This window comes from Brevibacillus sp. 1238 (genome assembly GCF_029892995.1).
Lineage (GTDB): Bacteria > Bacillota > Bacilli > Brevibacillales > Brevibacillaceae > Brevibacillus > Brevibacillus parabrevis.
The window spans coordinates 24331-48856 of record NZ_JARXWC010000013.1 but is presented as its reverse complement, the minus strand read 5'-3'; the positions used below and the strand labels follow the sequence as shown (position 1 = coordinate 48856).

Here is a 24526-nt window from a genome sequence, read left to right as displayed (position 1 = left end):
TCAATTCCTCCTTTCGTTTTGCGGGGGAGAGATGGGTAGCGCAGGTGTCGGCATGTCGATGAACTCGTGCAGATCGACAGCCAACTGCTCCAGGCGGGAGGTAATCCCGCGGTAAAACACGTACCTACCGCGCCGCTCGCTCCAGACGAAGCCAGCGTCTACCAAAAGCTTCAGATGCTTGTTGATCGCCGGTTCGCTGACGCCGTGCAGGTCGGCGAGCTGCTGCGTGCAGTAAGGGTGAGCGAGCAGCGACTTGAGAATAGCCGTCCGCGTCGGATCGCTGAACACTTTCATTTTCAGCGTAAAATCTGCCGGAATCGCTGAGGTGGCCGCGTTCCCCGGCACATCGACGCAATAACCTATCGAGATGTGCTCCCCGTATATGCCAAGCAGCAAATGCGGCGAGACAAACGTGGAGACGCGCAAATGGATGCGGGCCAGCTCGGAATAGGCGAATGTATACGTTTGTGCCTTGTGAAACTGCAAAAATTTCTCATGTACTTTCAGCCGGGGATGCACCTGCGACAAAAAACCGACCGGATCGGCGGCAATCTGCTCCTGGCCTTCATGAACGGCGCGCACCAGCCACGGCTCAATGCGCCTTTCTTCTGCGCGAAAAAACGGCAGATAGGCGTAGCAAAATTCCAGAAAGCTGCGCTTGGCGGACAACGGATGCCGCAGCAAGTCCCGATGCTCCGGTTTAAGCTGTTCGAATGCGTCGTCCGTGTAGCCTTGCAGCCACTTTTGTATTTGCCGGGGATGATAGACAGGCCCCATCATCAATTGGACAAACTGTGCCGCGTCCAGCGCCTGCACCCGCTCCAGACTGGCCTCTACGGAATGCTCATAGCCTTCTTCCCACGGTACAAGAAAGTCCATGGCGTCAAGAAACTGGTTGGACATGCTGCTGAACTGATGCAGTTGCTTGACGAGCGATGCCGGAAGCGCCTGGAGTGTTTCCTGTGCCCAGCCCAACCGGGACGTGTGGTGATCGGGGCTTGCCAGGACGTGCAAGCTGAGAAAAAACTCAAAGCCGGGCACGTAGGCAATCGACAAGTGTTTGCGCAGCCAGAGCGGCAAATCTTGCATGGTTCCCCCTCCTTTTCGTTTGATTAACTATTTGGTGAATCCAATTTGGAAGCGGGCAAAAGTGAGGAAATTATGGAGGAGAGAGGGGAGGATGTCAAGAGAAAAAAAGAAGCAACCACGAACGCCGATGGCGGGTGGTTGCTCTTTGGTTTGGTCACTGGTTTTGCGCCTGACTCTGATTCGGGTTCTGGCTCTGGCTGTCATTTTCCGCGTGGGCAGCCAGCGCCTGGACAGCTTGCTGCATGTCCGCAAGCTCCTCAGGCGACAGCGAATGCTCCTGATAGCGATACTGTTCGTAGAAACCAGTGATTTTGGCGGCCAGCTCCAGCGCTGGTGCCGTCATAACCGGGTGATACTGCAATCGCTTGAAAAATTCCTGCGTTGTCTCATATGGCTGGACGGTGGCCCCGCGCTTCGCCATTGCTTGCAAAAACTGATAGTAGGCGTAGCGAGTGGGATCGTCTTCCGGGCCAATCGGCTTTTTAAACCATTGGGAGACATCCCATGCTGCCGCGTCACCGTCAACAGTCGGCGGAAGCGCAGACAAATTTGCCGCGTAATCCGTATTGTCTGCGGGTGCCGCTGTGTGTTCGGCGCGACGGCGGCGCTTCCACATGTACCAGCCCAAAAGAATGAGCGATGCGAGAATGACGAGCGCAATCAAATACGGCTCCAACACGGAAAACAGTGGTTCACCTTGCTGAACCGGGTCCAGTGGGAGATTTTCGCTTTGACCTTGACCATCCAGGGCGTTATGGACACGCTGGTCTTTGTTCAGCACTTGCGACAAGCCGCCGATCCAATCCGCAAGCTTGAGCAGGACTGGTTCGATGAGCATGTAAAGCCCTGCGCCAAGCGGCCCTTTGACCCACGACCAGACAAATCCCACAAGGCCGAGCACGACAGAGGCAGCCGCTATATAGCCAACCGTCAACACCAGCCGCGTCCCGACAACCTGCGCAGCCAGTTTAGCGCCCAAAGAGCCGGGCAGACGGACAGGCAGAGACTCTTCCCGCAGCAGGAAAACGGCGAGAGAAATCAACACGTAGCTGCCCGTAACCAGGGCCAGCATGCCGAAGTACGGGGCAGGCGTAAACGTTTCCGGATGAACCATCGTTCCGTACAAGGCGGCCACGACGAGTTGAATCAGGCAGACCATAAATGCCAGCACGAAACGGCGTTGCATACTGCTATGCCCAAGGCCATTGGCTACTGCCGTTTGCACGCGCCAATAAAAAATGCCTGTCAAAGCGAGCGCAATCAGCCAGGAGCCGTACAAGTAATAGCTGAGTACGCCAACCCCCAGTACGACTGGATAGAGCAGCAGATGGAGAAGAGAGTGCCGACCACCGTGATGGTACAGCCAGCTTCCGGCGAGCAACAGCAGGGAGGCGGCCAGGCAAAAGAAGAGCAGCTGACCAAAACTTGCCGTAATCCAGCCCAACAGCATCAGTGCCCCACCGATCAGCAGCGCCTCCAGCCAGAAAATGAGCGTCCAGCGGCTTAGAAGAGAAAAGGTCACCGCGCCATCACACTCCTTTTCCTGGCTTGTGCCAGTTCTTGCCGTGCGAATACAACCTGTTCCTGCGAGACATCCAGCACGGCGATTTTGTGACCGCGGCGAAGCAGCTGTTCCATGGTGGCGACAGGCAGCTCATCGGGACGCGCGGTTACGAGAATCACCGCTTCTTTTGCCGGGCTTTCTTCCAGTCGCCGGAGCAGGGAGGGCAGAGGCGTCGTCACGTAATGGTTCAATTGCGCGAGTTGGGTCATGACGTGCAAATGATGGGATTTACCGCTGCCAGCAGGCAGGTGAAAATGCTCGCGTCCACGCTGCTTGACGGTCAGGAACAGCTCGAAGCCGATGGACTTTTTGCGGCAAAGCATGGACAAGGCGGCAAGGCAAGAAATGATGCGTTCATTGGCTTCATCGTTATGCCGTTGCGCAAGCGGTTCATAGGACGGCAAAATGTGGCCGATGATCCGCCAGTTCGGATGGGCAGTATGTTCGAAAAGCCTTGTTTCAAGCGTGCCTGTCTTCGCAGTCGCTTTCCAATGAATATGCTTGAACCGATCGCCTGGCATATAAGGCCGTGTTCCGCGCAAAAAAGTGACATCCTCTTGCTGGCGCTGGCGCGAAAGCTTGCTGCCGTCTGGCTGCGTCTCTTCCAGGACGAGCGGAGGAAGCGGCAGCGGCAACGGGTAAACCAGCATGGAGAAAGACAACGGCATCGGCAGGAAAGTTACTTCGTCTGCGAATAGCGGCATCGTCTCTGACTGAATTTCCGTCAGCCAGACCGTACCGCGCTTGTGCGGGGTCAGCGTCAACGTTCTGGCTGCGCTCTGGCGGATGGGCAAATCAAAGCGCAGTCGCACGATGGTGCGCTGATTGCTTGTTTTGACTTCGTTTCCACCGTCCACCGTGACATGCTCAGGCAAGGAAAAGCGCAGCCACGTAGCTGGCAGGGGAAGCCAGGAGCGGTTGTGCAGGCGAATGGTGATGTTCACGGGTGTGCCAGGCATGACGCGGGTCTGGTCGCTCGTCCACTCCAGCTTGACCCATTTGACTATCGATTTTGCCCACCACTCTTGGGCAGCAGGCATGAAAAAGAAAAATCCGCCAAGCAGCCAGAGAAACCAGCTGCCCGAAAAAAGTCCGAAAAGCAGGAGGAGAAAGCCGATCACATGAAAGGTTTGCTTCGTATCCATCAGGCTTACACGCTTTCCTCAACAGGTGCCGGCACGCTGGACATGATTTGCATAACCACTTCCTGCTCCGTCACATGCAGCTCGGCTTCCATGGACAGACGGATTCGATGGGCAGCGAGGCTCGGGAACACGGCTTTGACATCGTCCGGCAAAACGTAAGTGCGCCCGGATACAAAAGCGTAAGCCTGTGCCGAGCGCAGCAGGGCAAGCATGGCGCGCGGGCTGATGCCGACGTCGACAGAGCGATGGCTGCGGGTAGCTTCGGTCAAATCGATGACATAGTCTTCTACCGCCTGGCTGACGTGGACAGCGGCGACTTCTTTTTGCAGGGCAGCAATCTTTTCCACCGTTATTACGGGCTGAATCGTCTCCAGAGGAGAGCTGCTGCGAAATCTGCGCAAAATCTCCTTGGCGTCTTCGCGTGTGCCGTAGCCAAGCGACAACCGGAACAGGAAGCGGTCCAGTTGAGCCTCTGGCAATGGATAAGTGCCTTCTGATTCAATCGGGTTCTGGGTGGCGATTACCAGCATGGTCGAAGGCAGTGCCAATGTAACGCCTTCAATCGTTACCTGGCGTTCTTCCATGCATTCCAGCAAGCCGGATTGGGTCCGCGGGGTCGCGCGATTGATTTCATCAGCGAGCAGCACGTCAGCGAAAACAGGCCCTTTGCGCAGTTCAAACTCGCTCGTGCGCTGATTGAAAACATGCAAACCTACTACATCGGACGGGAGCAGATCGGCAGTAAACTGAAGGCGGTTGTACGTTCCGCCGATCGCTTGGGCCAAAGTTTTGGCGAGTACAGTTTTGCCCATGCCAGGCAAGTCCTCCAGCAACACATGTCCACGCGCCAAAAGAGCTGTTACCAGCAGGCGGACCTGATCTTCTTTTCCCACGATTACTCGGTTTACGGTGGCAAGCAGGCTATCCAGAGCAGGATGAGTCATGAGATTTCTCCTTTATGTAGATAGGGTATGGGGTGATGTCATTTCCACGCATTTCATTATACATGGAATATCCTATATTTTACAAATTTTTGCAAAGCAATCCCGCCGATGGAAACGGCCACGATCAGCGCACCGATCGCGAAATAGAGCGGGCGAATGCCGACGCTGTCGCTGAGCGTTCCTCCCAGCCAGATCCCTATAGGCATTGTAGTGCGAACGATCAGCAGACGCACTGAGAATACGCGTCCCATCATCCCGGCTGGGACGTGCAGTTGATAGAGTCGCGTGCTGTGCAGTTGAAAAAAGGGGGCAGTAACACCCGCCAACAGCTCGATGGCGATTGCCAGCTCGATGAACGGAGTGAAGCCTAAAGCGACAAAGCTCAACCCGCCTGCCACCAAGGAGACGAGCATGACTAAAGAGGGCTCCAGATGATTAAACAGCTTGGGCACCAGAAAAGTTCCGATGAGGTAGCCTAACGGATAGCCTGCCAAAAACAATCCCGCATGCAGAGCCGTTCCGTGCAGCTCGCCCGCCACAAACGGCAGATTGAGCACCAGAGTCACACCGACCGCGAACTGCACAAGTGCGGAGTACAGGCTCAAATAGAAGAGAAACGGTTTTTCCCGAAAGACGGACAGCCCTGCCTTGAACATGAAAAGCCATGATTCTGCTGTTTTGGCAGGAGGGACCGAAGTCTTTTCGCACAAAAGCAGAAAAACTCCGCTGACGGCATACCCGATGGCGACCAGGCCCAGCACATGTGTGCCGCCGATGCTCGCGACGAGAATCCCGCCCAGCGGCGGGCCTGCAATCATCGCGATGCGCATGGCACTGTCCAGATAAGAGTTGGCTTGCAGCAGCGATTCTTGTTTGACAAGAGTCGGGAGCAGCGATTGGCTCGCTGGCACGTACAGCGGTTGAACAAGACCGTTGATCAGCGATGTCAGATAGAGCGGCCAAAGAGCGTCAGGCGCATAGGAAATCGCCAAAAAAGCACAGCCGAAAGCCGCACAGCGCATCCACTGGGAAAAGAGCATGACGCGCTTTTTGTCAAAGCGGTCAAGATAAGGGCCAGCCACAAGCTGCACCAGCAGCGAAGGCAAAAAGTAAAGCAGCCACATTTGTCCGACAGCAGTCTGGGAGCCGGTGATTTGGTAGAGCAACCAGCTGTTTGCCAGCGTCGAAAGCGATGCGCCAAACTCGGAGATCAGCTGACCGAGCAAAATACAGGTGTAGGAACGGTTTTTCCAGAGCGGAATCATCAAAATCCCCTTTCCAGAAACTGATCGAGCAGGAGGGAAAGCTGGGATACGGACTGGCTGCGCAGGCGAAACCGGGAGCCGGACGCTTCTACCAGACGCGCGGAACGAAGCATGGACAAATGGTGATGAACCGTCGATTTTGCCATTTGCAGGACGTCGGTCAATTCCTGCAAGCTCAGCTCTTTTTCCGCCAGCATTTTGACCATGCGGAGCCGCTGCTCGTCTCCGAGCGCCTTGAAGCTTTGCACCAGAGCCTGCGGCGGCTGGTACGGGTCGATGTGCTCGCTCATGTTTTCATCGGCGACCGGGTAGTAAAAAATTTTCGTGCCCGCGTCATCGGCCTGCACCGTCCAGGGGCGATAAATCGCTTGGGGGATTAGTAGCACACGAGTGACGGTTGGCTCAGGGGGATAGCTTGCTCCGGTTGCCCACTCCACCAGTGCTTCAGGATCGAGCTTGTCCTGCATCGCGCGCTTTTGCGACGAATCCTTTTCCAACATACGCCGGATGCTGGCTTCTTGCGGCTTGATGTGTGTCTGATACCAGCCTTCCATCAAGGTGAGCAGATGCTGGCGCAGTTCATTTGTATCGACAGAGGTGATATGGGCAATATACGCTGCAAAAAAGAGGTGGTCCCGGCATGCTGCTTGCAAAAGCTCGGCGTCTGCTGCGCTGCCCTGCGCGGCATTTTCGCGTGCTTGCTGTCGTTCCTGGCCCAAAAAAGGCAGGGCGTGGTAGCGCAACTCTTCTGCCGACAGCTCGCTGACAACATGCAAAAACGATTCGAGATCGGCAAAAGGCTGGTGGTGGAGCAGTTGCAGCAACGTCTTCCAAGTGTTGTGCCTTTTGGCGTAATCAACTTCAAGCTCGACGGATTGCGGAAGCGCGCTCAGCATGCTGCTCCAGTGCTCAGGCGGATGCTCCAGCGTGTGGTGAATCTGATCGTAAGTGGCGACGGCGATTCCGAGTGCGGCTTCAAAAAGCGGTGAGCAAGCGAAGTCGAGCTGGTAGGTGGTGCGTGCACTGCCGATGTTCCATATTTTCAAAGCGGATCACCCTTTTCCCATTTTTTTCATAGATCAAATTCTAAAATATTCGAACTGTTAATTCAAGTTATTTCGAATGAATAGTTCAATGATTTTCGCATCTGTTCTTTTTTCTCTGCTGATTTAGTTGAGACTATCCAGTGAAAGACACAAAAAAACGAAAAAACCACTTCCCTGACGAGAGTGGTTTTTTCGTTTTCGCTTGAATGAAAAGGTATGGTGTTGTAGGAAAACCTATACCTTGCTCACGGCAACAGCTGCTTCCAAAGCTTGCTTCAAATCGCCGATGATGTCTTCGATCGCCTCTGTTCCGACAGACAGACGGATCAATCCGGGAGTTACTCCTGCCGTTAATTGCTCCGCTTCGTTCATTTGCTGGTGCGTCGTGCTCGCCGGATGGATAACGAGCGACTTGGAGTCGCCTACGTTTGCCAAATGAGAGAAGAGCTTTACGGATTCGATCAATGTTTTGCCTGCTTGCACGCCGCCGCGGATGCCGAAGGTGAGGATGGCGCCAGCGCCTTTTGGCAAATATTTTTGCGCGAGTGCGTAGTTGGCGTCGCCTTCAAGACCTGGGTAGCTGACCCATTCCACTGCCGGATGCTCGGCGAGGAATTTCGCTACCGCGAGTGCGTTTTGGCTGTGGCGCTCCATGCGCAGGTGGAGTGTCTCCAGACCTTGCAGGAACAGGAAAGAGTTGATAGGAGCTACGGCAGCGCCGATATCGCGTTGCAGTTGCACGCGCGCTTTGATGATGTAGGCGAGCGGGCCGACTGCTTCTGTATAAACGACTCCGTGATAGCTTGGGTCTGGCGTCGTCAGACCAGGGAATTTGCCGTTGTTCCAGTCGAATTTGCCGGAATCTACGATAATGCCGCCAATCGCCGTGCCGTGTCCGCCGATGAATTTGGTCGTGGAGTGAACGACGATGTCAGCTCCGTGCTCGAACGGACGGGTCAGGATTGGCGAAGCGAATGTATTGTCGACAATCAGCGGCACGCCGTTTTCGTGCGCGATGTCCGCAATTGCCTGCAAGTCGGCCACGTCGATGCGAGGGTTGCCGATCGTCTCGCAAAAGAGCGCCTTGGTATTATCGTTGATGAACGCGCGGAAGTTGTCCGGATTGGACTGATCCACAAAGTGTACTTTGATGCCCAGGCGTGGCAGCGTATGGGCAAAAAGGTTGTACGTCCCGCCATACAAGCTGCTGGATGCGACAATCTCGTCGCCCGCTTGCGCAATATTCAAAATCGAGAAGGTGATGGCTGCCTGACCGGAAGAGGTTGCCAGCGCACCTACGCCGCCTTCGAGCAGAGCGACGCGCTTTTCAAATGCGTCTTGGGTCGGATTCATGATGCGCGTATAAATGTTGCCGAACTCTTTCAAAGCAAACAGGTTGGCAGCATGCTCCGTGTCACGGAAGACGTAGGAAGTCGTTTGGTAGATCGGAACCGCGCGCGAGCCTGTTACCGGGTCTACCTCCTGTCCGCCGTGTACGGCGAGCGTTTCCGGTTTCCATTGTTGTTGGTCAGACATGATCATCTCTCCTTTTTATATGGGGGTAAGGAAATAAAAAAACGGAGCGTTCTCCTGAGTAGAAGAAGGCTCCGGCTATGCGCGGGTGTGCGTTCATCTCTCAGAATCTATGGATTCTGCAGGAATTAGCACCGCGCAAGACTCGCTTGCTGGTTGCCGGGTTTCATAGGGCCTGTCCCTCCACCGCTCTTGATGAAAATGTAGCTTTCAGTTGTTGTCATAATTGTATGAAAAACCATACTTCGCTGTCAACATCAAATGATTAAGTTATCGGGGTGGATTTTGTGGATTTTAAAGATTTACCCGTTCATGCTGTTGCCCATAAGATCCAGAGAGCCTGTCTGGTAAGCTCTGTTTACATGGTTTGTATGAGGGTTTCCTTCATCTGAAACCAAATGAGTTGCCTCACGAGATTGTTTTCCTTTTTTGGCATACAAGAGGACCGCAGCCAGAGTGCAAACAGCCAAAATTCCAAGGACATACATCATAGAAATAACTCCCCCTCACGCTAAGCTTCATCAATTATCAGCGTTCTTTTTCATGAACTGGCAGACATGGTTTTTTACTTGTAATTTTATAATTTTATGGTCATTTTTGTAAATTCTTTGAACTTGCAAGCAACCGAGCCTTGCTGTCACAAAATTGCCCCTATATCTCGGCGCTTTCGCAGCTCCCGCCGTTAGAAAACGCCTGGGGCCTATGATATGATGGAAATGGCAGAAAACGACTAAACGATTGTACATATAGGAGGAAAAAACGCGATGAGCCATGGCGTGAAGGAAATTACACCACAAGAGCTGCTGGAAAAGCTCGCGGCAAAAGAACAGCTTCAGGTGATTGATGTACGCGAGGTGGAGGAGTGGAACGAAGGCCATATCAAAGAGGCCAAGCTGATTCCGCTCGGCTTTTTGCCGCATCGCACCGACGAGCTGGACAAAGACATTCCGGTCATCATGGTGTGCCGAAGCGGCGCACGCAGCCACCGGGCAACTGAATATTTGTGTGAGCTTGGCTTTGACGCTGCCAATATGGTAGGCGGAATGCTGGCATGGCCTGGGGAAAAAGAAGTCTAGAAAGACAGAGAAAATGTGCGCTGCTCGCCGCTGCAAGCAAAGCGGGATGGCGCATGAGATGTGCAGGGGAGGCAGGAAATCGTGAGTGAAGGAGCACAGCAACAAGGGTCAGCGTTGCAGCGCCATTGGTTTACGGTGCTGGCAGGCTTGATTATCCTTGCGATTGTAGGTGTGTTCGGCTACAAATACTTGGCAAAAGATCCGATTCCGGTGATGAAGCCGATCGCGGACTTTTCGTTGGACAACAGTGACGGAACTTCCTATACGTTCTCGCAAGGCAAAGGCAAGGTGCGCCTTGTCGAGTTCATGTTTACCAATTGCCCTGATATTTGCCCGGCAACGACGTACAACATGTCCAAGCTTCAGGATCAGTTGAAGGAGAAAAAGCTGTTCGGCAACAAGGTTGAGTTTGTCTCGATCACCTTCGACCCCGACTTTGATACGGCTGAGGTTTTGCAGCAGTATGCAGCGAAGTTCAAGGCTGATCAAAGCGGCTGGAAGTTTTTGCGCGGAGATGCCCAGGCGGTGGAAAAAGTAACGAAAGACTTCGGGATCGCGGTACTGAAGCAGCCTGACGGTTCTTTTGCCCACACCGCCCGCATGTTCCTCGTCGACGGTGACGGCAACATGCGCCGTGCTTACGGCATGGCGGCGGACATGGACATGGAGCAAATGATGAAAGAAATGGAACAGCTCGCTGACTAGACTCAGACGGTTTCTTCGTACGTGATGTTCACGACTCGTTCCGTTTGGTTTTCAAATTCAATATGCACAAGAAGCGCCCACCTGCGATTGCCCTGCTGGAGCAAGAGCTTGAACGTCTCCTCTGACGTGGTGGGCGTTTTTGCTATGCGCCCGACATGCAAATAGTCTACGATTTGCGCGTGCGGATATTTTTGCATCGTTTCCTGCATCGCCAATCTGCCCCATTTGGCATATGGCGGCTGGGCATTTGCTGGGGCATACTGGAAAAAGAACAGCAGCAAACTTGCGGCCAGTGTAGCGAGAAAGCTGCGCGTGAGGAACATGTTCATGGAAGAATGCATGGCGGAGGCTCTCCTTTTTCGTGTTGGAAAACGGGCTTGCCATGTAGTCTGAAGTCTTTTTAAAGCGGTCATTCGTAGAAAATCCTTACACGTGCAAAAGGGGGCTTGCGGCCGGAGCAGTCGCTTGATGCCCAGCTTTTGCTCGAGTTGGAGATACCGCGTATCAGTTTTCTAATATTGACCGAAGATGAATGTGTGGAATTAACAAGACAGGATGAAACGAACGCCTCGCGTTGTGTTACAATAAGAATGGCATGCTTGGTTCGGGTTCCCAAAATCATGCACGATGAAGTTAGGAGGAAAGAGTTTGAGCGACGTTAAGATTTTCGCAATGGGCGGCCTCGGCGAGATCGGAAAAAATATGTATTGCGTCGAGTATGAGGATGAAATTATCATCATTGACTGCGGGGTGAAGTTCCCCGAAAATGAAATGTTCGGTATCGACCTGGTCATCCCCGATATTTCCTATTTGGTGGACAACCAGCACAAGATTAAAGCACTTTTGTTAACGCACGGACATGAGGATCACATCGGAGCGATTCCTTATATTTTCAAACAAATTAACGTGCCGATCTACGGTGGTCGTCTGACCCTGGGCTTGGTCAAGGCGAAGCTGGAAGAGCATCGCATGCAAAATGACGTGAAGATGATTCCGATCTCGGAAGATACGGAAATTCCGTTCAATCGACTGAAAGCGACTTTCTTCCGTACGAATCACAGCATCCCGGATTCGCTCGGGGTTGTGCTCCACACGCCTGAAGGCATGGTTATCCATACAGGCGACTTCAAATTTGATATGACTCCAGTCGGACAGACCACAGAGTACGGCAAAATTGCCAAACTCGGCGCGAGTGGCGACGTTTTGGCTTTGCTTTCCGATAGTACAAACAGTGAGCGCTACGGCTTCACCATGTCAGAGCGCACAGTTGGCGAGGGGATTCTCGATGTGGTGCGCAAAGCGCGCGGTCGCATCATCCTGGCTACATTCGCGTCCAACGTGCATCGTCTGCAACAAGTGGTAGATGCCGCTGAACAGTGCAACCGCAAAGTCGCGGTCATCGGCCGCAGCATGGAAAAAGTGTTCCTGATTGGACAAGAACTGGGCTACATCCAGATGCCTGAGGGTATGCTGATTGATATCAAGCACATTGACAACTACGCAGACAATCAGGTGCTGATTATTTGCACGGGAAGTCAAGGCGAGCCGATGGCGGCGCTGACCCGGATTGCTTCCGGATCGCACCGCACTGTGTCGATCTATCCGGAAGACACGGTGATCATCTCTGCTTCGCCGATTCCGGGCAACACGATCAATGTCAGCCGGACGATAGACAAGCTGTACCGGGCAGGCGCAAACGTCGTGCTCAGTCACGTGTTTGACATTCACGCGTCTGGACACGGAAGCAGCGAAGAACTGAAACTCATGCTCAACTTCATTCGTCCGAAATACTTCATTCCGATTCACGGTGAATACCGGATGCTGAAGACGCACTCCAAGCTGGCGCAGCAAGTAGGAATTGACGAGAGCAACATTTTCCTCATGGACAACGGGGAAGTGCTGAACTGCAACCGTGAAAAGGCATGGCTCAGCAAGGTGCACGCCGGAATCGTGCTGATCGACGGCAGCGGCATCGGAGACGTAGGCAACATCGTTCTGCGCGACCGCAAGCATTTGGCGGAAGATGGCCTGATGGTCGTCGTCGTCAGCCTCGATATGAAAAACTTCAAGATTCTCACGGGACCAGACATCGTCAGCCGCGGTTTTGTCTATGTGCGCGGTTCTGAGTCGCTCATTCAGGAAGCGACGCTTCTGGTTCGCCAGCGCCTCCAGGAAGCGCTCGACAAGAAGATCAAGGAATGGTCTGAGCTGAAATCCCAGATCAATGAAGTAATCAAGCCGTTTATTTATGAAAAGACCGGACGCAATCCGATGATCCTCACCATTTTGATGGAAGTGTAGAACGAAAGCACTTCTGCGTTCTCGCGAGGGCTCGATCAGGTTATAATAATACGTAAATGGAAACGTGATACAAAGGAGAGGTTGCCCCATGATGTCTTATGAAGCGTATATGAGCCAAGTGATTCAACCGATGCGCGATGAATTGACCCGCAACGGATTTCAAGAGCTGCGCACGGCAGAGGAAGTTGAACAAACATTGCCGAATGCAAAAGGTTTGACTCTCGTAGTCGTTAACTCCGTATGCGGCTGCGCAGCAGGACTCGCTCGTCCGGCAGTGGTTCATTCCTTGGGCCATTCCACCAAGCCAGACAACATCTATACTGTATTCGCAGGTCAGGATAAAGAAGCTACGGCAAAAGCCCGCGAGTATTTTGAAGGCTATGCGCCGTCGTCTCCGTCTTTTGCGATCATGAAGGACGGCAAAATCATGACGATGATCGAGCGCCATCAGATCGAGAACAACGATCTGCAAACCATCTCCAACCTGCTGACCACAGCTTACGAGACATACAAATAAACAACAATGACCATGACAAGGCGCTCGGAATCGGGCGTCTTGTTTTACATCCGAAAGGAGCAACCACCAGCATGCAGACCCGATCATTTGGACGAGATCCCCATCAAGTTTCCTTGCTCGGATTCGGTGCGCAGCGGATCGTGGACGAGCACGATTGCAGCGAAGAGCAGGCAATCGCGATTATTCGCCGCGCAGTAGAAGCGGGCGTCAACTACTTCGATACAGCTCCGAGCTACAGCGACGGGCAGTCGGAGACCCGGGTGGGCTTGGGGTTAAAAGGCTTGCGCGACCGCGTGTGGATCGCGACCAAGACGGGAGGACGCACCCGCGATTTGGCTTTGAAAGATTTGGAGGGCAGCTTGAAGCGGCTCCAGACGGACTACGTCGACGAGTGGCGCATGCACAACATCATGCAGCCGCACGATCTGGAAGCGATTTTTGCCAAAGGCGGCGCTCTGGAAGCTCTGCTGGAAGCCAAAGAGCAGGGACTGATCCGCAAAATCAGCATTAGCGGACATACCGACCCGCGCTTGCTGGCAGAAGCGATTCGCCGTTTTCCTTTTGACAGTGCGCTCGTGGCTTTGTCTGCTCTGGATCATTTCATCTACAGCTTTGTCCATGATTTCGTGCCGCAAGCAGTCGAAAAAGGCGTGGCCGTCATCGGGATGAAGGTGATGGGGCTGGGCAAGCTGGCTCCGTGGACGGAGCAGGCGCTGCGCTATACATGGAGTTTGCCTGTCGCAACAGCGATCTTGGGCGTGAGCAAAATGGACGAGCTGGAGGCGGATTTGGCCGCAGCAGAAGCTTTTGTGCCGATGACCGATATCGAACGCGTGGAGCTTTTCCAACAAATCATGCCACTCGTGCGGCCGGATGTCCTGCGCTGGAAAGCCCGCGAATGGATGTCTGGCGAATGGTATCAGCTGCCCGAATTGCCATTTTGATTGAGCCGTAAAGAGAAGGAACCTCTTCTGGATTTGATTTGCTGGAAGGGGATTCCTTTTCGCCTTTTACTATACTATTATATATAATAAGTTTATAAAAGGCGGTGATTGTTGTGTCTGCAAGCAAGCTGGTGGTCATTACAGGGGCGACCCGGGGATTGGGCAGGGCGATGGTGGAGCGGTTTCATGAAGCGGGCTGGGTCGTCGCGGGATGCGGCCGCTCGATGGCAGAAGTGTGGAACTTGAATCGCGAGTTTGGAAAAAGGCATCATTTTTCGACGATCGACGTTTCCGACGGGAAGCGGGTGGAAAGCTGGGCAGAGGAAGTGTGCAGCAAGCTTGGCGTACCGGATCTTCTCCTCAACAACGCCTCCCTGATCAATCGCAATAGCCTGCTGATGGAGCTGTCGCCAGAAGAATTTACGACAGTCATGAATGTCAATGTAAACGGCGTGTTTTACGTCTGTCGCGCTTTTTTGCCGAAAATGGTACCCAATCCGGAGGGCAGAGTGATTGTAAACATCAGCTCGTACTGGGGGCGAGTCGGGGAAGCGTATGTAGCACCGTATTGCGCATCCAAATTCGCAGTCGAAGGGCTGACTCAATCGCTGGCGCAAGAATTGCCGAAGGGGATGGCGGCAGTCGCGCTTGACCCGGGAGGAAGCGTCGGTACGTCCATGCTGCAAGCGTGTTCGCCGCAAGACATGGCGGCAGCCCCATCCGCACAAGAGTGGAGCCGTGTAGCTGTGCCGTACATCATGAGCCTTTCTGCGAAGGACAACGGCAAATCGTTGACATGCCCGCCAGTGAGGTAGCCGGGTTTACGAAGAAAGCGACAATCGAGAACGGTCTGGATAGCAAACAAGCCGCCTTTTTCCAAGCTGGAAGCAGGCGGCTTGTTTATGTGTAAACGAATCAACTGGCTTTTGTCGCCGAGACTCGTTTTTCGCGCTGGACATACGCATGGAGCAAACAGAGGAAGACGGAAGCAAGCGAAACGAGGGAGGCCAAAAGCAACGTGGGCTGCACGCCACCGTGGTCGTACATATAGCCCATCGCCAGCGGGCCGAGCAAGCGCCCCACAGCAGTGATCGCCCCGACGACTCCCAGGTAAAAGGGAGCGTTTTCCCCCGTCTTTTCCGTAATGAAAGTCGGGATGGTCGGAGAGATCAGCATTTCGCCAAAAGTGGTAATGATCATGCCGGCGACAAAAGCAAAGTAGCTGCCGTGATACATGAGCATGAAGCCGAACCCGAGAGCGTATGCCACCGCGCTTGCCACCAACTGCGCGGACAAGTTTTGCTGCAGGATGTGCTTGATCCAGGACGTGATGGGCTGACCCGCAAAAATGATGATGCCGTTGATCGTCCACAGCCAACTGAAGGCCGACAGCGGCATGCCCTGCGCCGTAATGTAAGGGGCGACACCCGTGTTCCAGACCATGTTGGAAAAGAAAATACAGGCAGCTCCCAGTGCCATGAACAAGTAAAGCTGGTAGCGCAGAAGCAGGGCAAACGTATTTTTCGCCTCGCCTTGCCGCCGGTTTTCTTTTGCCTGGTCGCCAACCAGTTCTTGGTGCGAGATATTTTTCATAAGGCTCTTTTCGCAAATTTTGTTGCTATTGCTGTTGTGGAAACGTGTGCTCTATAATGAAAATCAGGAAGTCTATAGGATTTCCATTTACCGTGAATGCACGCTTCGCTTGGTACTATAAATATCAAGCAACTCACGGCTTTTCTAAAAGCAACAATTTCTTAGAAAAGAGCGTTTCATAAAAAGGAAGAAGAACAGCGCAAACAACAGCGTGCTCGTACTGTTGAACAAAAAGGTCAACTGAAAGGAAAAGGTAGCGATGACCCCGGCAAGCGAAGTGCCGATCGCCATGCCGAGATTGTTGCCTACGTAGACGATGTTAAACAGCTCTCGGCGCTGCTCCTTCCAGCGAAAGCCAATAAATGCCTGGATCGCCGGAAAAGAAAGGTTGAAAGTAAAGCCCAAACAGGTCATGAGCACGAGATAGACGGGCCAGCTGCTGATGAACGGAATGGACAGCTGAATCAATCCTTGAAAAAGCAGCGCTCCCACGATGAGACGCTTGGCGCCCAAGCGGTGAAACAGGGAGCCGCCGACGAATTGCCCGGCAATGCCCGCCAAAGACTGGACCATCAAAACAAAGCCGGCTTCGGTCATGGAGCGTTGGAGAATCGTATGTACGTACAAAGTAGTCAACGGCCACATGAAAGCGCTGCCAGCAGAATTGATAAAGCTTGCAACGAGAAAAAACAGGGCTTCCTGCGGGTAACGCTGAAAAAATACGGATGGAGAAAGCACGACAAGTCACCCCTTGGAAACGAGTATGAAGGTAGTATAAAGAATATTGCAAATTTTGTAAACGTTAAAGTATAAAAAGTTAAGCTACCCAAATAAAGGCTGCTCCACATTGTAAAGATTCGAGTATACTAAACAAGTGGTGAGATGAGTTCAAGTAGATACAGAGAATAAAAGGTGGAGTAGTTCTTTATGCGAATATGGAAACGAGTGTTGCTCCTGATGCTTGTCGTGATTGCCACGACAGCGGGTTATTACGGATACTCCTTTTATGAGTTTGCTCAAAATATCCAGGCTCCTAATGTTGTTACACCTGCCCCGCCGGATGGCGGAGCCGCAACGAAAGCGGCGGAGATACCCGAGTGGGATGGTCAAGAGCGTGTGAACATCTTGCTGATGGGTGTGGATCGCAGGGGAATGAAAAATAACGGGCTTCCCCGTTCCGACTCCATGATGCTGGTCAGTATCGACCCGGCATCCAAGCGTTACGATCTGTTCTCCATTTTGCGGGATACGTATGTGGACATTCCCGGAAATGGCAGCTCGCGTATCAACTCGGCGATTGTAGACGGCGGGCCTGAGCTGGCGATGAAGACGGTCAGCCAGTTTACCGGACTTCCTGTGGATCGCTACGTCATTACCGATTTCGAAGGCTTCAAGGCGCTGATCGACGCGGTGGGCGGCGTCGAGATCGACGTAGAGAAAAACATGTATTACCATGACCCGACAGATAAAGGCGTCTACGATATCAATCTGAAAAAAGGTGTGCAGCAGTTGGATGGCAACAAGGCGTTGCAGTACGTCCGTTTCCGCCATGACGCCACATCCGACTATACGCGCACCGAGCGTCAGCGCAAATTGCTCGCCGCTGTAGCGAGCCAGATGAAGAGCGGCACATCCCTGATCCAGTTGCCGTCCATCCTCAAACAAGTGGCGCCGTACATCCAGACGAACATCAGCTCCATGGACATGCTGAAGCTGTCCGCGCTCGGCTTGAAGCTCGATACGATGCAACCGGGCAACTATCAGCTGCCGCCGATGGGAATGTTCCGGGAATCGCACAAGGCAGGAGCCGTGCTCATTCCCGACGTAGACCAGATTCAGTCGTTCATTCAGGAAAAGCTTGAGCCGCCGACTGAAACGATGCAACAAGAGGACAACAAAACAGACGACAGTACAGACAGCACGCGAATGTAGCGTGCTGTTTTTTTGCATATTTGGGCACACTATCCATGATTTTCTACAGCACAGGCACATTGGGGTGAAGGAGATGGACCAGGAGTTCCTGCATAGATGGTTTTCGCATGGCGGATGCCAAAGTCGTGTACAGCGAGCTTATTCCGAAGCTGAGGGAAATCGATCAGGATAGACTGAATATCGATCATGTCGAAAGGCACTTGGGACTGGGGAAACGAGCAAGGGCATGCGGGACAAGGCAAATTTGCAATCAGACAAAAAACCTTCAGGCGGGCAAATACGGGTGGCATTGTACAATGAGCACTTTGCGAAAAAAGACATTGGCAGCATCTCCTCCCGTTTTTGACGTGCGCGTCCGTCTGCAGGCACGAATCCTTGAACTGACGATACCGATCAAGCTGGAGGACAGCAAAATGATGAAAACGATGGAGGACGCATTGGAAAAGGAAATCGAGAAAGAACTGCAAAAAGTCGTCAAAAAATTGCAGCAACTGGACGTCGATCCGGCGGGATTTGGCATCGTCTATCGCGCCCAGCAGAGGGGATTGAAAGAGATGACGAACCGCGACTGGAGAAAAATTTTCCGGCAGGCGTCTGTTCGTTTTCATGTTCAGGCAACCATTATCCGCAACGGAGTGATAGATTAAAAAAGTTTTTCCTGGGATTGCTATTGACGGGATATTTTCAAAAAGGATATAATCCGGTTTGTATCATGAAAATATGAAAAACGAACATAATATACGTGGAAATCTTTCTTATCAAGAGAGGCGGAGGGACAGGCCCGATGAAGCCCGGCAACCGGTTCATTTTTTCGAAAATGAGCGTCGCGGTGCCAATTCCTACAAGATTGGTTGGATCTTGATAGATGAGAAGGGTGGATGCGAACGTATACATGCGTTGCAGCCCCTTTTTCGTTTATGAAAAAAGGGGCTTTCTGTTTTTCACAAGGCATGTAGACAGATTTTGCTGGGAGGTGGATGCGTTGATTCAATTGCAACAACTGCATAAAAGCTATCAAGTACAAGGCAAGACGATTCCGGCATTGCTCGGGATTGACCTTTCCATAGATAAAGGGGAAATTTACGGGATCATCGGGCATTCCGGTGCGGGGAAAAGTACCCTGATTCGTTGCATCAACCTGTTGGAGCGCCCTACGTCAGGACAAGTCGTTGTCGACGGAGTGGATTTGACCAAGCTCGATGACAGCAAGCTTCAGGAAAAGCGCCGCCAGATCGGGATGATTTTCCAACACTTTAACCTGTTGTCTTCCGCGACCGTAGGCGAGAATGTCGCTTTCCCGCTCAAGCTCGCCAATCGCTCGAAGGCTGAAATCCAGAAAAAAGTGGACGAGCTGCTCAAACTGGTCGGGCTGGAAGCGCATCGGGACAAGTACCCGTCGCAATTGTCCGGCGGTCAGAAGCAGCGCGTAGGCATCGCCCGAGCGCTGGCCAATGATCCGAAAGTGTTGCTGTGCGACGAAGCGACTTCCGCCCTCGATCCGCAGACGACGAACTCGATTCTCGCGCTCTTGCTCGATATCAACCGCAAACTGGGGTTGACCATCGTGCTGATCACGCACGAAATGCACGTGATCCGTTCCATCTGCGACCGCGTAGGCGTCATCGATGGCGGAAAAATTGTCGAGTCGGGCGAGGTTCTGGACGTGTTTCTCAAGCCACAGCATCCGACGACACAGGAATTTGTCGAGCAGGTGGCCGATTCCAGCGAGCTGCGGGAAGCAGTCGCGCACGAAAAGGTGGCAGGAAACCGCACGATTGCCCGCGTCACATTCCTGGGGGAAAAGACGTACCAGCCGATCTTGTTCCAGACGATGCAAGAAACAGGCACGGTGTTCAGCATCTTGCAAGGAACGATTTCCCGCATGAAGGATACGCCGTACGGCCAACTGGTCGTCGAGCTGGAAGGCGATGTCCGTCAAAACGAAAAAACCATCGAGACGTTGCGTCAGCGTGGCTTGGAAGTAGAGGTGATATAGATGGACTGGACTTTGGAAAATGTGGATTGGTCGGAGATCGCCGAGGGAACAATAGATACGCTGACGATGCTTGGCTTCTCGACACTGTTTACCATCCTGATTGGTTTGCCGCTGGGGATTATTTTGTTCCTGACTTCTCGCGGACAGCTTTTGCAAAACCAGGTGTTTTATGCGATTGCCTCATTCGTTGTCAATATACTGCGTTCTGTACCGTTTATCATTTTGATGATCTTGCTGATTCCTGTGACAAAAGTAATTGTGGGTACTTCACTCGGGGTACTCGGAGCGATTCCGCCGCTCGTCATCGGTGCAGCCCCGTTTTTTGCGCGGCTGGTGGAAACCTCGCTGAGAGAGGTGGATCGAGGAGTCATCGAAGCCGCTCAGTCGATGGGAGCCTCCAACTGGCAAATCATCTGGAACGTGCTGCTTCCTGAATCGCGTCCAGGTCTGGTGGCCGGGATTACGATCACGACAGTTGCCCTTGTCTCTTACACCGCGATGTCCGGCGTAATCGGCGGCGGCGGGCTGGGAGATTTGGCAATCCGCTACGGCTACCAACGCTTCCAGACAGATGTCATGATTGTTACAGTGATTATTTTGCTCGTGTTGGTCCAGATCTTGCAGTCGCTGGGGGATCGCCTGGTTATGCGATTCAGCCGCAAGTAAGGTCTTTCCATATAAGCTTTGCAGAACACAGACCAAAAAATAGGGGGAAATCATTTATGAAAAAATTAGTCGTATCTGTACTTTCTACCGTATTGGCATTTTCCTTGGCAGCGTGCGGAAGCAAAACGGAAACAGCTCCAACTCCAACTGAAGGCGGCGCACAAGGCGGACAACAGCAAGAAGTAACGTTGAAAGTAGGCGCTTCTCCGGTTCCACACGCAGCCATTTTGAAGTTCATCGCTCCAAAGCTGAAAGAACAAGGTGTTAACCTGGAAGTGAAAGAGTTTACCGATTACGTACAACCAAACGTACAGCTGAATGAAAAGCAACTGGACGCAAACTTCTTCCAGCACAAGCCTTACCTGGAAGAGTTCAATAAAGGTCAAAACATGGACTTGCAGCCAGTAATCGCCGTGCACATCGAGCCTTTCGGTGCTTACAGCAAAAAAGTAAAATCCGTTGACGAGCTGGCAGAAGGCGCAACCATTGCTTTGCCAAACGACCCGACCAATAGCGGACGCGCGCTCGCTCTGTTGGAGAAAAACGGCGTGATCAAGCTCAAAGAAGGCGCTGGCATCAGCGGAACGGTAAAAGACGTTGTAGAAAACAAGAAAAACCTGAAGTTCAAAGAAGTAGAAGCTGCTATGCTGCCACGCGTCCTGGAAGAAGTTGACCTGGCGCTGATCAACACCAACTACGCACTCGAAGCAAAACTGGTGCCGACAAAAGACGCTCTCTTCCTTGAAGACAAAGAGTCTCCATATGCGAACTTCCTGGTAGCTCGTCCAGACAACAAAGATTCCGAAGCGATCCAAAAGCTGGCGAAAGAACTGAACAGCCCAGAAGTGAAAAAGTTCATTGAAGATGAATACAAAGGTTCCATCGTTCCTGCATTCTAAGGAACAGCTAATTGATGAATCAACAAATAAACCCAATTTGGCCCGTGTGGCTGGTTGGGTTTATTTTCATTTATAAAAGTATAAATATTCGTAAAATTTAATTAAATCTCACCGAACCCCATTCTCAAGACGATTTTTGTCGAGTATATTGTGGTGGCGATAGAAAAAATTGATAAGGGGGAAAATTCAGATGAACAAAACATTCAAACTACTTTTCGGCGTGTCGCTTGTGGCTGGAAGTATTTTGGCAGGATGTTCCGGGAACCAGGCCGCCGCTCCGCCTTCTGCACCTGCCGAGCAAAAAGCAGGAGAAGCCAAGCAGACGGCGAGCGCTGGCAAGCCGCAAGTGTTCAGGGCCAACCTGACAAGCGAGCCTTCGACGGCGGACCCTGGGCTTGCCAAGGATGCTACGTCAGGCGCGGTCGTTCGTGCTACTTTTGACGGCTTGACCAGATTAGACAAAGACGCCAAGCCGATGAACTCGGTTGCGTCGGACGTGAAAATATCCGACGACAAACGCGTGTACACGTTTACGATTCGCGACTCGAAGTGGAGTAACGGCGATCCGGTGACAGCGCACGACTTCGAGTATGCCTGGAAGCGTGTGCTCAATCCGAAGCTGGGTGCCGAATATGCGTACCAGCTATACTACATCAAAAATGCGGAAAAGGTGCATACGGGCAAGGCGCAAGCAACCGAGCTGGGGGTAAAAGCTCTTGATGACAAAACGCTTGAAGTCACGCTAGAAAACCCGACACCATTTTTCCTGGAATTGACGGCCTTTTACACCTATTATCCTGTAGACAAAAAAGTGGCAGAAGCCAATCCGAACTGGGCGAATGAAGCAGCAACACATGTTAGCAACGGTCCGTTCAAAATGACGGGCTGGGAGCACAAGAGCAAGATTGTATTGGAAAAGAACGAAAACTACTGGGATAAAGATGCTGTCAAACTCGACCGAATCGAATTTGCCATGATCGAGGATGACAATACAGCGCTGTCCATGTTCGACAACAACGAGCTGGACTGGGCTGGTCAACCGCTTGGCGGTTTGCCGACTGATGCGATCCCGTCTTTGAAGGAAGCCGGCAAGCTGGTCGTTCATCCGAAAGCGACGATGTATTGGTACAAAATCAATACGACCAAAGGGCCGCTGAAAAATGCGAAAATCCGCAAAGCGTTGGCCTATGCGGTCGATCGCCAAAGCATCGTGGACAACATCACGCAGGTTGGACAAGTGCCGACGATGGGAATGCTGCCTTAATCGATGATTATCAAACCGGAAGGCTACTTCCGCGACAACGATGTCGAGACAGCGAAAAAGCTGTTGGCGGAAGGCATGCAAGAGCTGGGTGTGACCACCTTGCCCACGATTACGATGTCCTACAACCCGACAGACAGACACAAAAAAATCGCGGAAGCCATGCAGGATCAGTGGAAACGCAATCTCGGCATCGACGTGAAGCTGGCGATCAAAGAATTTAAGGTTCACTTGCAAGATTTGCATGAACTGAATTACGAGATTGGCCGCTTGGGCTGGAATGCCGATTTCAACGATCCGATCAACTATTTGGAAATGTTCCGCGACGCGAAGACCGGAAACAACGATACGGGCTGGGAAGACGAGCGCTACAAAGAGCTTTTGAAACAGTCCGCCTTGGAGAGTGACCCGGAGAAGCGCAAGCAGCTGTTTGCGGAAGCCGAGCAAATTTTCATGGACGCCATGCCAGTCATTCCGCTCTTTACGGATGTCGACGTCTGGGTGCAAAGCGACAAGGTAAAAGGCGTACAGGTAGACGGATTGGGCTTTATCGATCTGAAGTGGGCAGAGATGGTCGAGTAGCAGGCCAAAAACCCCGGTAGCGAGAGTGCCAAGGCATGCCGCTTCCGGGGTTTCCTTTTCAAATTGTCCGGCTTAGTAGCCGAAATCCAACGTTTTTCCTGTTTCTGCATACGTCTTGATGTTGGAGAGAATCATCGGCCAATCTTGACTCGCGTTGGCGTTGGAAGGATGATTTTCGGTCCATTGGTCGTTGATCAAGGTCAGTCGTGTACATCCGCCGACAGGCTCCAGCTTGAAGGTCACGCGGCTCTGCAGTTCAGCGTGGTTGGGCCGGTAAGACGGGCCAGGATGCTCCAGGAAGCTGAAGACTTGCTGCGGCTCGAATGCCAGAACCTTTCCGTACACATGGACTGTCTCAGGGCCATCATTTCCTGGCCCGACATAAGCCAGATCGTCACCGACTTGAAAAGTGGAGCGGATGACGGAGTTGAAAAACGTGCTTTTGACTCCCTCTTCCGAAGTGAGAACGTGCCATACGCGTTCCGGGGTAGCTCCGATGTAAAAATTGAAAATATGATCCATGTCGTGCCTCCTGTTATCAATAAATTTTGAAATTGTAATCCCCAGCTGCAACTACTACTCTTAGTATAGACAGACAAAACAGGGGTGTATTGTAAAAACGCGACAGGAGGCGGACTAAATGGAAAAAAATCCGGATATGCTGCCAAAAGGCGTGCTGCATGCCGTGCTCGGCGGCAAAAAGTTTTCGCTGCAACGGTATGAGCCAAGCAAGGAAATCGGATACTTTGTTCAGCACTATTGGGTAGTCAGATGGGATTTGCGCGGACAAGCTCCTTATTCGCAAACAGTGTTGGCCCACCCCAACGTCAATCTCGTTTTTGAACAGGGGGCATCGGGAATTTTCGGAGTCGCTCCGTCCACGTCTTCCCATATGCTTGCGGGTCAAGGGCATGTATTCGGTGTAAAATTCAAGCCAGGGGGATTCTTTCCGTTTTGGCAAAAACCTGTTTCGGAGTTATACGGTACATCTACTACTATAGAAGAAGTGTTCCAGGTGGACACGGCCGCACTGGAAGCAGAAATACTCCAGTTGCCGGACGATCAGGCAATGGTTGACCGATTCGAGCAGTTTCTGATTGAACGGCTGCCCCAGCAAGATCCGAATGTAGAAAAAATTTCTCAGCTGGTCGCAAGGATTCAGGCGGATCGGAATGTGCTGAAGGTAGAGGATGCTGTTCGACTGTCCGACATGACGTTGCGGACGATGCAGCGACTGTTTGACCGTTATGTTGGCGTCAGCCCGAAATCAGTGATTCAGCGGTATCGGCTGCACGAAGCGGCGCAACTGATTGATCAGGGAGTAGTGAGCGACTGGTTGGAGATGTCCATAGCGCTTGGCTATTACGACCACTCGCATTTCATCCGGGACTTCCGTTCCATTGTCGGAGTATCTCCACAACAATATCGACAAATCCAAAGTTTATAATTTTGAAGAAAGCCTTCCCGG

The 24526-nt window shown here is 52.4% G+C and carries 23 protein-coding genes, 1 pseudogene and 2 riboswitches; of the genes and pseudogenes, 13 read left to right on the top strand and 11 right to left on the bottom strand.

Annotation, left to right across the window (positions count from 1 at the left end; translation table 11 throughout):
• From M2298_RS22965 to M2298_RS22935, 7 genes are all read right to left on the bottom strand, one after another.
• A complete protein-coding gene (locus tag M2298_RS22965; protein ID WP_217023165.1) occupies positions 1-1089 on the bottom strand; it encodes an ArsR/SmtB family transcription factor in 1089 nt (362 codons plus the stop codon).
• Positions 1090-1243: 154 nt separating this feature from the next.
• Complete coding sequence (locus M2298_RS22960) at positions 1244-2611, bottom strand: DUF4129 domain-containing protein (protein WP_217023159.1); 1368 nt, start codon at positions 2609-2611, stop codon at positions 1244-1246.
• Complete coding sequence (locus M2298_RS22955; protein WP_122966613.1) at positions 2608-3798, bottom strand: DUF58 domain-containing protein; 1191 nt, start codon at positions 3796-3798, stop codon at positions 2608-2610. The genes M2298_RS22960 and M2298_RS22955 overlap by 4 nt, the downstream gene beginning before the upstream one ends.
• 5 nt (positions 3799-3803) lie before the next feature.
• Positions 3804-4742 carry an AAA family ATPase gene (locus M2298_RS22950; RefSeq protein WP_122966612.1) on the bottom strand — a complete coding sequence of 313 codons (939 nt, stop codon included), beginning with the start codon at positions 4740-4742 and terminating at the stop codon, positions 3804-3806.
• Between the two features lie 56 nt (positions 4743-4798).
• The gene (locus tag M2298_RS22945; protein WP_122966611.1) at positions 4799-6007 is read right to left on the bottom strand and encodes an MFS transporter; all 1209 of its coding nucleotides are present in this window, start codon (positions 6005-6007) and stop codon (positions 4799-4801) included.
• The gene (locus M2298_RS22940; protein ID WP_122966610.1) at positions 6007-7053 is read right to left on the bottom strand and encodes an ArsR/SmtB family transcription factor; all 1047 of its coding nucleotides are present in this window, start codon (positions 7051-7053) and stop codon (positions 6007-6009) included. Before M2298_RS22940 ends, M2298_RS22945 begins: the two co-directional genes overlap by 1 nt.
• Before the next feature lie 234 nt (positions 7054-7287).
• Positions 7288-8589: a homocysteine synthase gene (locus M2298_RS22935; protein ID WP_173597988.1), complete on the bottom strand. Its 1302-nt coding sequence runs from the start codon at positions 8587-8589 to the stop codon at positions 7288-7290.
• 90 nt (positions 8590-8679) lie between these two features.
• Positions 8680-8788: riboswitch (SAM riboswitch) on the bottom strand.
• Positions 8789-9350: 562 nt separating this feature from the next.
• Here M2298_RS22935 and M2298_RS22930 point away from each other — a divergent pair.
• Both M2298_RS22930 and M2298_RS22925 read left to right on the top strand, forming a co-directional pair.
• The gene (locus M2298_RS22930) at positions 9351-9662 is read left to right on the top strand and encodes a rhodanese-like domain-containing protein (protein ID WP_063229423.1); all 312 of its coding nucleotides are present in this window, start codon (positions 9351-9353) and stop codon (positions 9660-9662) included.
• A gap of 81 nt (positions 9663-9743) precedes the next feature.
• Complete coding sequence (locus M2298_RS22925; RefSeq protein WP_217023153.1) at positions 9744-10367, top strand: SCO family protein; 624 nt, start codon at positions 9744-9746, stop codon at positions 10365-10367.
• A gap of 2 nt (positions 10368-10369) precedes the next feature.
• Here M2298_RS22925 and M2298_RS22920 read toward each other — a convergent pair whose 3' ends face one another.
• On the bottom strand, positions 10370-10708 hold the full coding sequence (locus M2298_RS22920; RefSeq protein WP_122966607.1) for a YqzG/YhdC family protein: 339 nt from the start codon (positions 10706-10708) through the stop codon (positions 10370-10372).
• Between the two features lie 286 nt (positions 10709-10994).
• On the opposite strand from M2298_RS22920, the gene rnjA reads away from it, so the two are divergent.
• From rnjA to M2298_RS22900, 4 genes are all read left to right on the top strand, one after another.
• On the top strand, positions 10995-12668 hold the full coding sequence (gene rnjA / locus M2298_RS22915; RefSeq protein ID WP_167470390.1) for a ribonuclease J1: 1674 nt from the start codon (positions 10995-10997) through the stop codon (positions 12666-12668).
• 88 nt (positions 12669-12756) lie between these two features.
• A complete protein-coding gene (locus M2298_RS22910; protein WP_122966605.1) occupies positions 12757-13185 on the top strand; it encodes a BrxA/BrxB family bacilliredoxin in 429 nt (142 codons plus the stop codon).
• 71 nt (positions 13186-13256) lie between these two features.
• Positions 13257-14129, top strand: a complete 873-nt coding sequence (locus M2298_RS22905; RefSeq protein WP_173597990.1) for an aldo/keto reductase — start codon at positions 13257-13259, stop codon at positions 14127-14129.
• 113 nt (positions 14130-14242) lie between these two features.
• Complete coding sequence (locus tag M2298_RS22900; protein WP_173597991.1) at positions 14243-14944, top strand: SDR family oxidoreductase; 702 nt, start codon at positions 14243-14245, stop codon at positions 14942-14944.
• A gap of 100 nt (positions 14945-15044) precedes the next feature.
• On the opposite strand, the gene M2298_RS22895 is transcribed toward M2298_RS22900, so the two are convergent.
• Entirely contained in the window at positions 15045-15722 is a 678-nt protein-coding gene (locus tag M2298_RS22895) for an MFS transporter (RefSeq protein ID WP_254456927.1), read from the bottom strand.
• A 144-nt stretch (positions 15723-15866) separates the two neighbouring features.
• Entirely contained in the window at positions 15867-16460 is a 594-nt protein-coding gene (locus M2298_RS22890) for an MFS transporter (RefSeq protein ID WP_280649135.1), read from the bottom strand.
• Positions 16461-16649: 189 nt separating this feature from the next.
• Here M2298_RS22890 and M2298_RS22885 point away from each other — a divergent pair, with 189 nt between their 5' ends.
• The 6 genes and pseudogenes from M2298_RS22885 to M2298_RS22860 all read left to right on the top strand — a co-directional run bounded on the left by M2298_RS22885 (position 16650) and on the right by M2298_RS22860 (position 23058).
• Complete coding sequence (locus M2298_RS22885) at positions 16650-17654, top strand: LCP family protein (RefSeq protein WP_173598090.1); 1005 nt, start codon at positions 16650-16652, stop codon at positions 17652-17654.
• 296 nt (positions 17655-17950) lie between these two features.
• Positions 17951-18301 (top strand): Ger(x)C family spore germination C-terminal domain-containing protein, encoded by a 351-nt coding sequence (locus tag M2298_RS22880; protein WP_280649134.1) that lies wholly within the window; start codon positions 17951-17953, stop codon positions 18299-18301.
• 105 nt (positions 18302-18406) lie between these two features.
• Positions 18407-18526, top strand: a riboswitch (SAM riboswitch).
• Between the two features lie 110 nt (positions 18527-18636).
• A complete protein-coding gene (locus M2298_RS22875) occupies positions 18637-19650 on the top strand; it encodes a methionine ABC transporter ATP-binding protein (protein ID WP_280649133.1) in 1014 nt (337 codons plus the stop codon).
• Positions 19651-20316 (top strand): methionine ABC transporter permease, encoded by a 666-nt coding sequence (locus M2298_RS22870; protein ID WP_063229431.1) that lies wholly within the window; start codon positions 19651-19653, stop codon positions 20314-20316. It begins immediately after the preceding gene.
• 56 nt (positions 20317-20372) lie between these two features.
• On the top strand, positions 20373-21215 hold the full coding sequence (locus M2298_RS22865) for a MetQ/NlpA family ABC transporter substrate-binding protein (protein WP_122966599.1): 843 nt from the start codon (positions 20373-20375) through the stop codon (positions 21213-21215).
• Between the two features lie 190 nt (positions 21216-21405).
• Positions 21406-23058 (top strand): annotated as a pseudogene (locus M2298_RS22860) (peptide ABC transporter substrate-binding protein).
• A gap of 72 nt (positions 23059-23130) precedes the next feature.
• Here M2298_RS22860 and M2298_RS22855 read toward each other — a convergent pair.
• Positions 23131-23580, bottom strand: a complete 450-nt coding sequence (locus M2298_RS22855) for an SRPBCC family protein (RefSeq protein WP_122966597.1) — start codon at positions 23578-23580, stop codon at positions 23131-23133.
• A gap of 118 nt (positions 23581-23698) precedes the next feature.
• On the opposite strand from M2298_RS22855, the gene M2298_RS22850 reads away from it, so the two are divergent.
• The gene (locus M2298_RS22850) at positions 23699-24505 is read left to right on the top strand and encodes a helix-turn-helix transcriptional regulator (RefSeq protein ID WP_122966596.1); all 807 of its coding nucleotides are present in this window, start codon (positions 23699-23701) and stop codon (positions 24503-24505) included.
• The last annotated feature ends 21 nt before the right edge of the window (positions 24506-24526 follow it).

Coding starts and splice junctions, on each gene's coding strand:
- M2298_RS22965 (WP_217023165.1), bottom strand. CDS start 1,089: ATGCAAGATTTGCCGCTCTGGCTGCGCAAACACTTGTCGATTGCCTAC.
- M2298_RS22955 (WP_122966613.1), bottom strand. CDS start 3,798: ATGGATACGAAGCAAACCTTTCATGTGATCGGCTTTCTCCTCCTGCTT.
- M2298_RS22950 (WP_122966612.1), bottom strand. CDS start 4,742: ATGACTCATCCTGCTCTGGATAGCCTGCTTGCCACCGTAAACCGAGTA.
- M2298_RS22945 (WP_122966611.1), bottom strand. CDS start 6,007: ATGATTCCGCTCTGGAAAAACCGTTCCTACACCTGTATTTTGCTCGGT.
- M2298_RS22935 (WP_173597988.1), bottom strand. CDS start 8,589: ATGTCTGACCAACAACAATGGAAACCGGAAACGCTCGCCGTACACGGC.
- M2298_RS22930 (WP_063229423.1), top strand. CDS start 9,351: ATGAGCCATGGCGTGAAGGAAATTACACCACAAGAGCTGCTGGAAAAG.
- M2298_RS22920 (WP_122966607.1), bottom strand. CDS start 10,708: ATGCATTCTTCCATGAACATGTTCCTCACGCGCAGCTTTCTCGCTACA.
- rnjA (WP_167470390.1), top strand. CDS start 10,995: ATGAAGTTAGGAGGAAAGAGTTTGAGCGACGTTAAGATTTTCGCAATG.
- M2298_RS22910 (WP_122966605.1), top strand. CDS start 12,757: ATGATGTCTTATGAAGCGTATATGAGCCAAGTGATTCAACCGATGCGC.
- M2298_RS22905 (WP_173597990.1), top strand. CDS start 13,257: ATGCAGACCCGATCATTTGGACGAGATCCCCATCAAGTTTCCTTGCTC.
- M2298_RS22895 (WP_254456927.1), bottom strand. CDS start 15,722: ATGAAAAATATCTCGCACCAAGAACTGGTTGGCGACCAGGCAAAAGAA.
- M2298_RS22885 (WP_173598090.1), top strand. CDS start 16,650: ATGCGAATATGGAAACGAGTGTTGCTCCTGATGCTTGTCGTGATTGCC.
- M2298_RS22880 (WP_280649134.1), top strand. CDS start 17,951: ATGAGCACTTTGCGAAAAAAGACATTGGCAGCATCTCCTCCCGTTTTT.
- M2298_RS22870 (WP_063229431.1), top strand. CDS start 19,651: ATGGACTGGACTTTGGAAAATGTGGATTGGTCGGAGATCGCCGAGGGA.
- M2298_RS22865 (WP_122966599.1), top strand. CDS start 20,373: ATGAAAAAATTAGTCGTATCTGTACTTTCTACCGTATTGGCATTTTCC.
- M2298_RS22855 (WP_122966597.1), bottom strand. CDS start 23,580: ATGGATCATATTTTCAATTTTTACATCGGAGCTACCCCGGAACGCGTA.
- M2298_RS22850 (WP_122966596.1), top strand. CDS start 23,699: ATGGAAAAAAATCCGGATATGCTGCCAAAAGGCGTGCTGCATGCCGTG.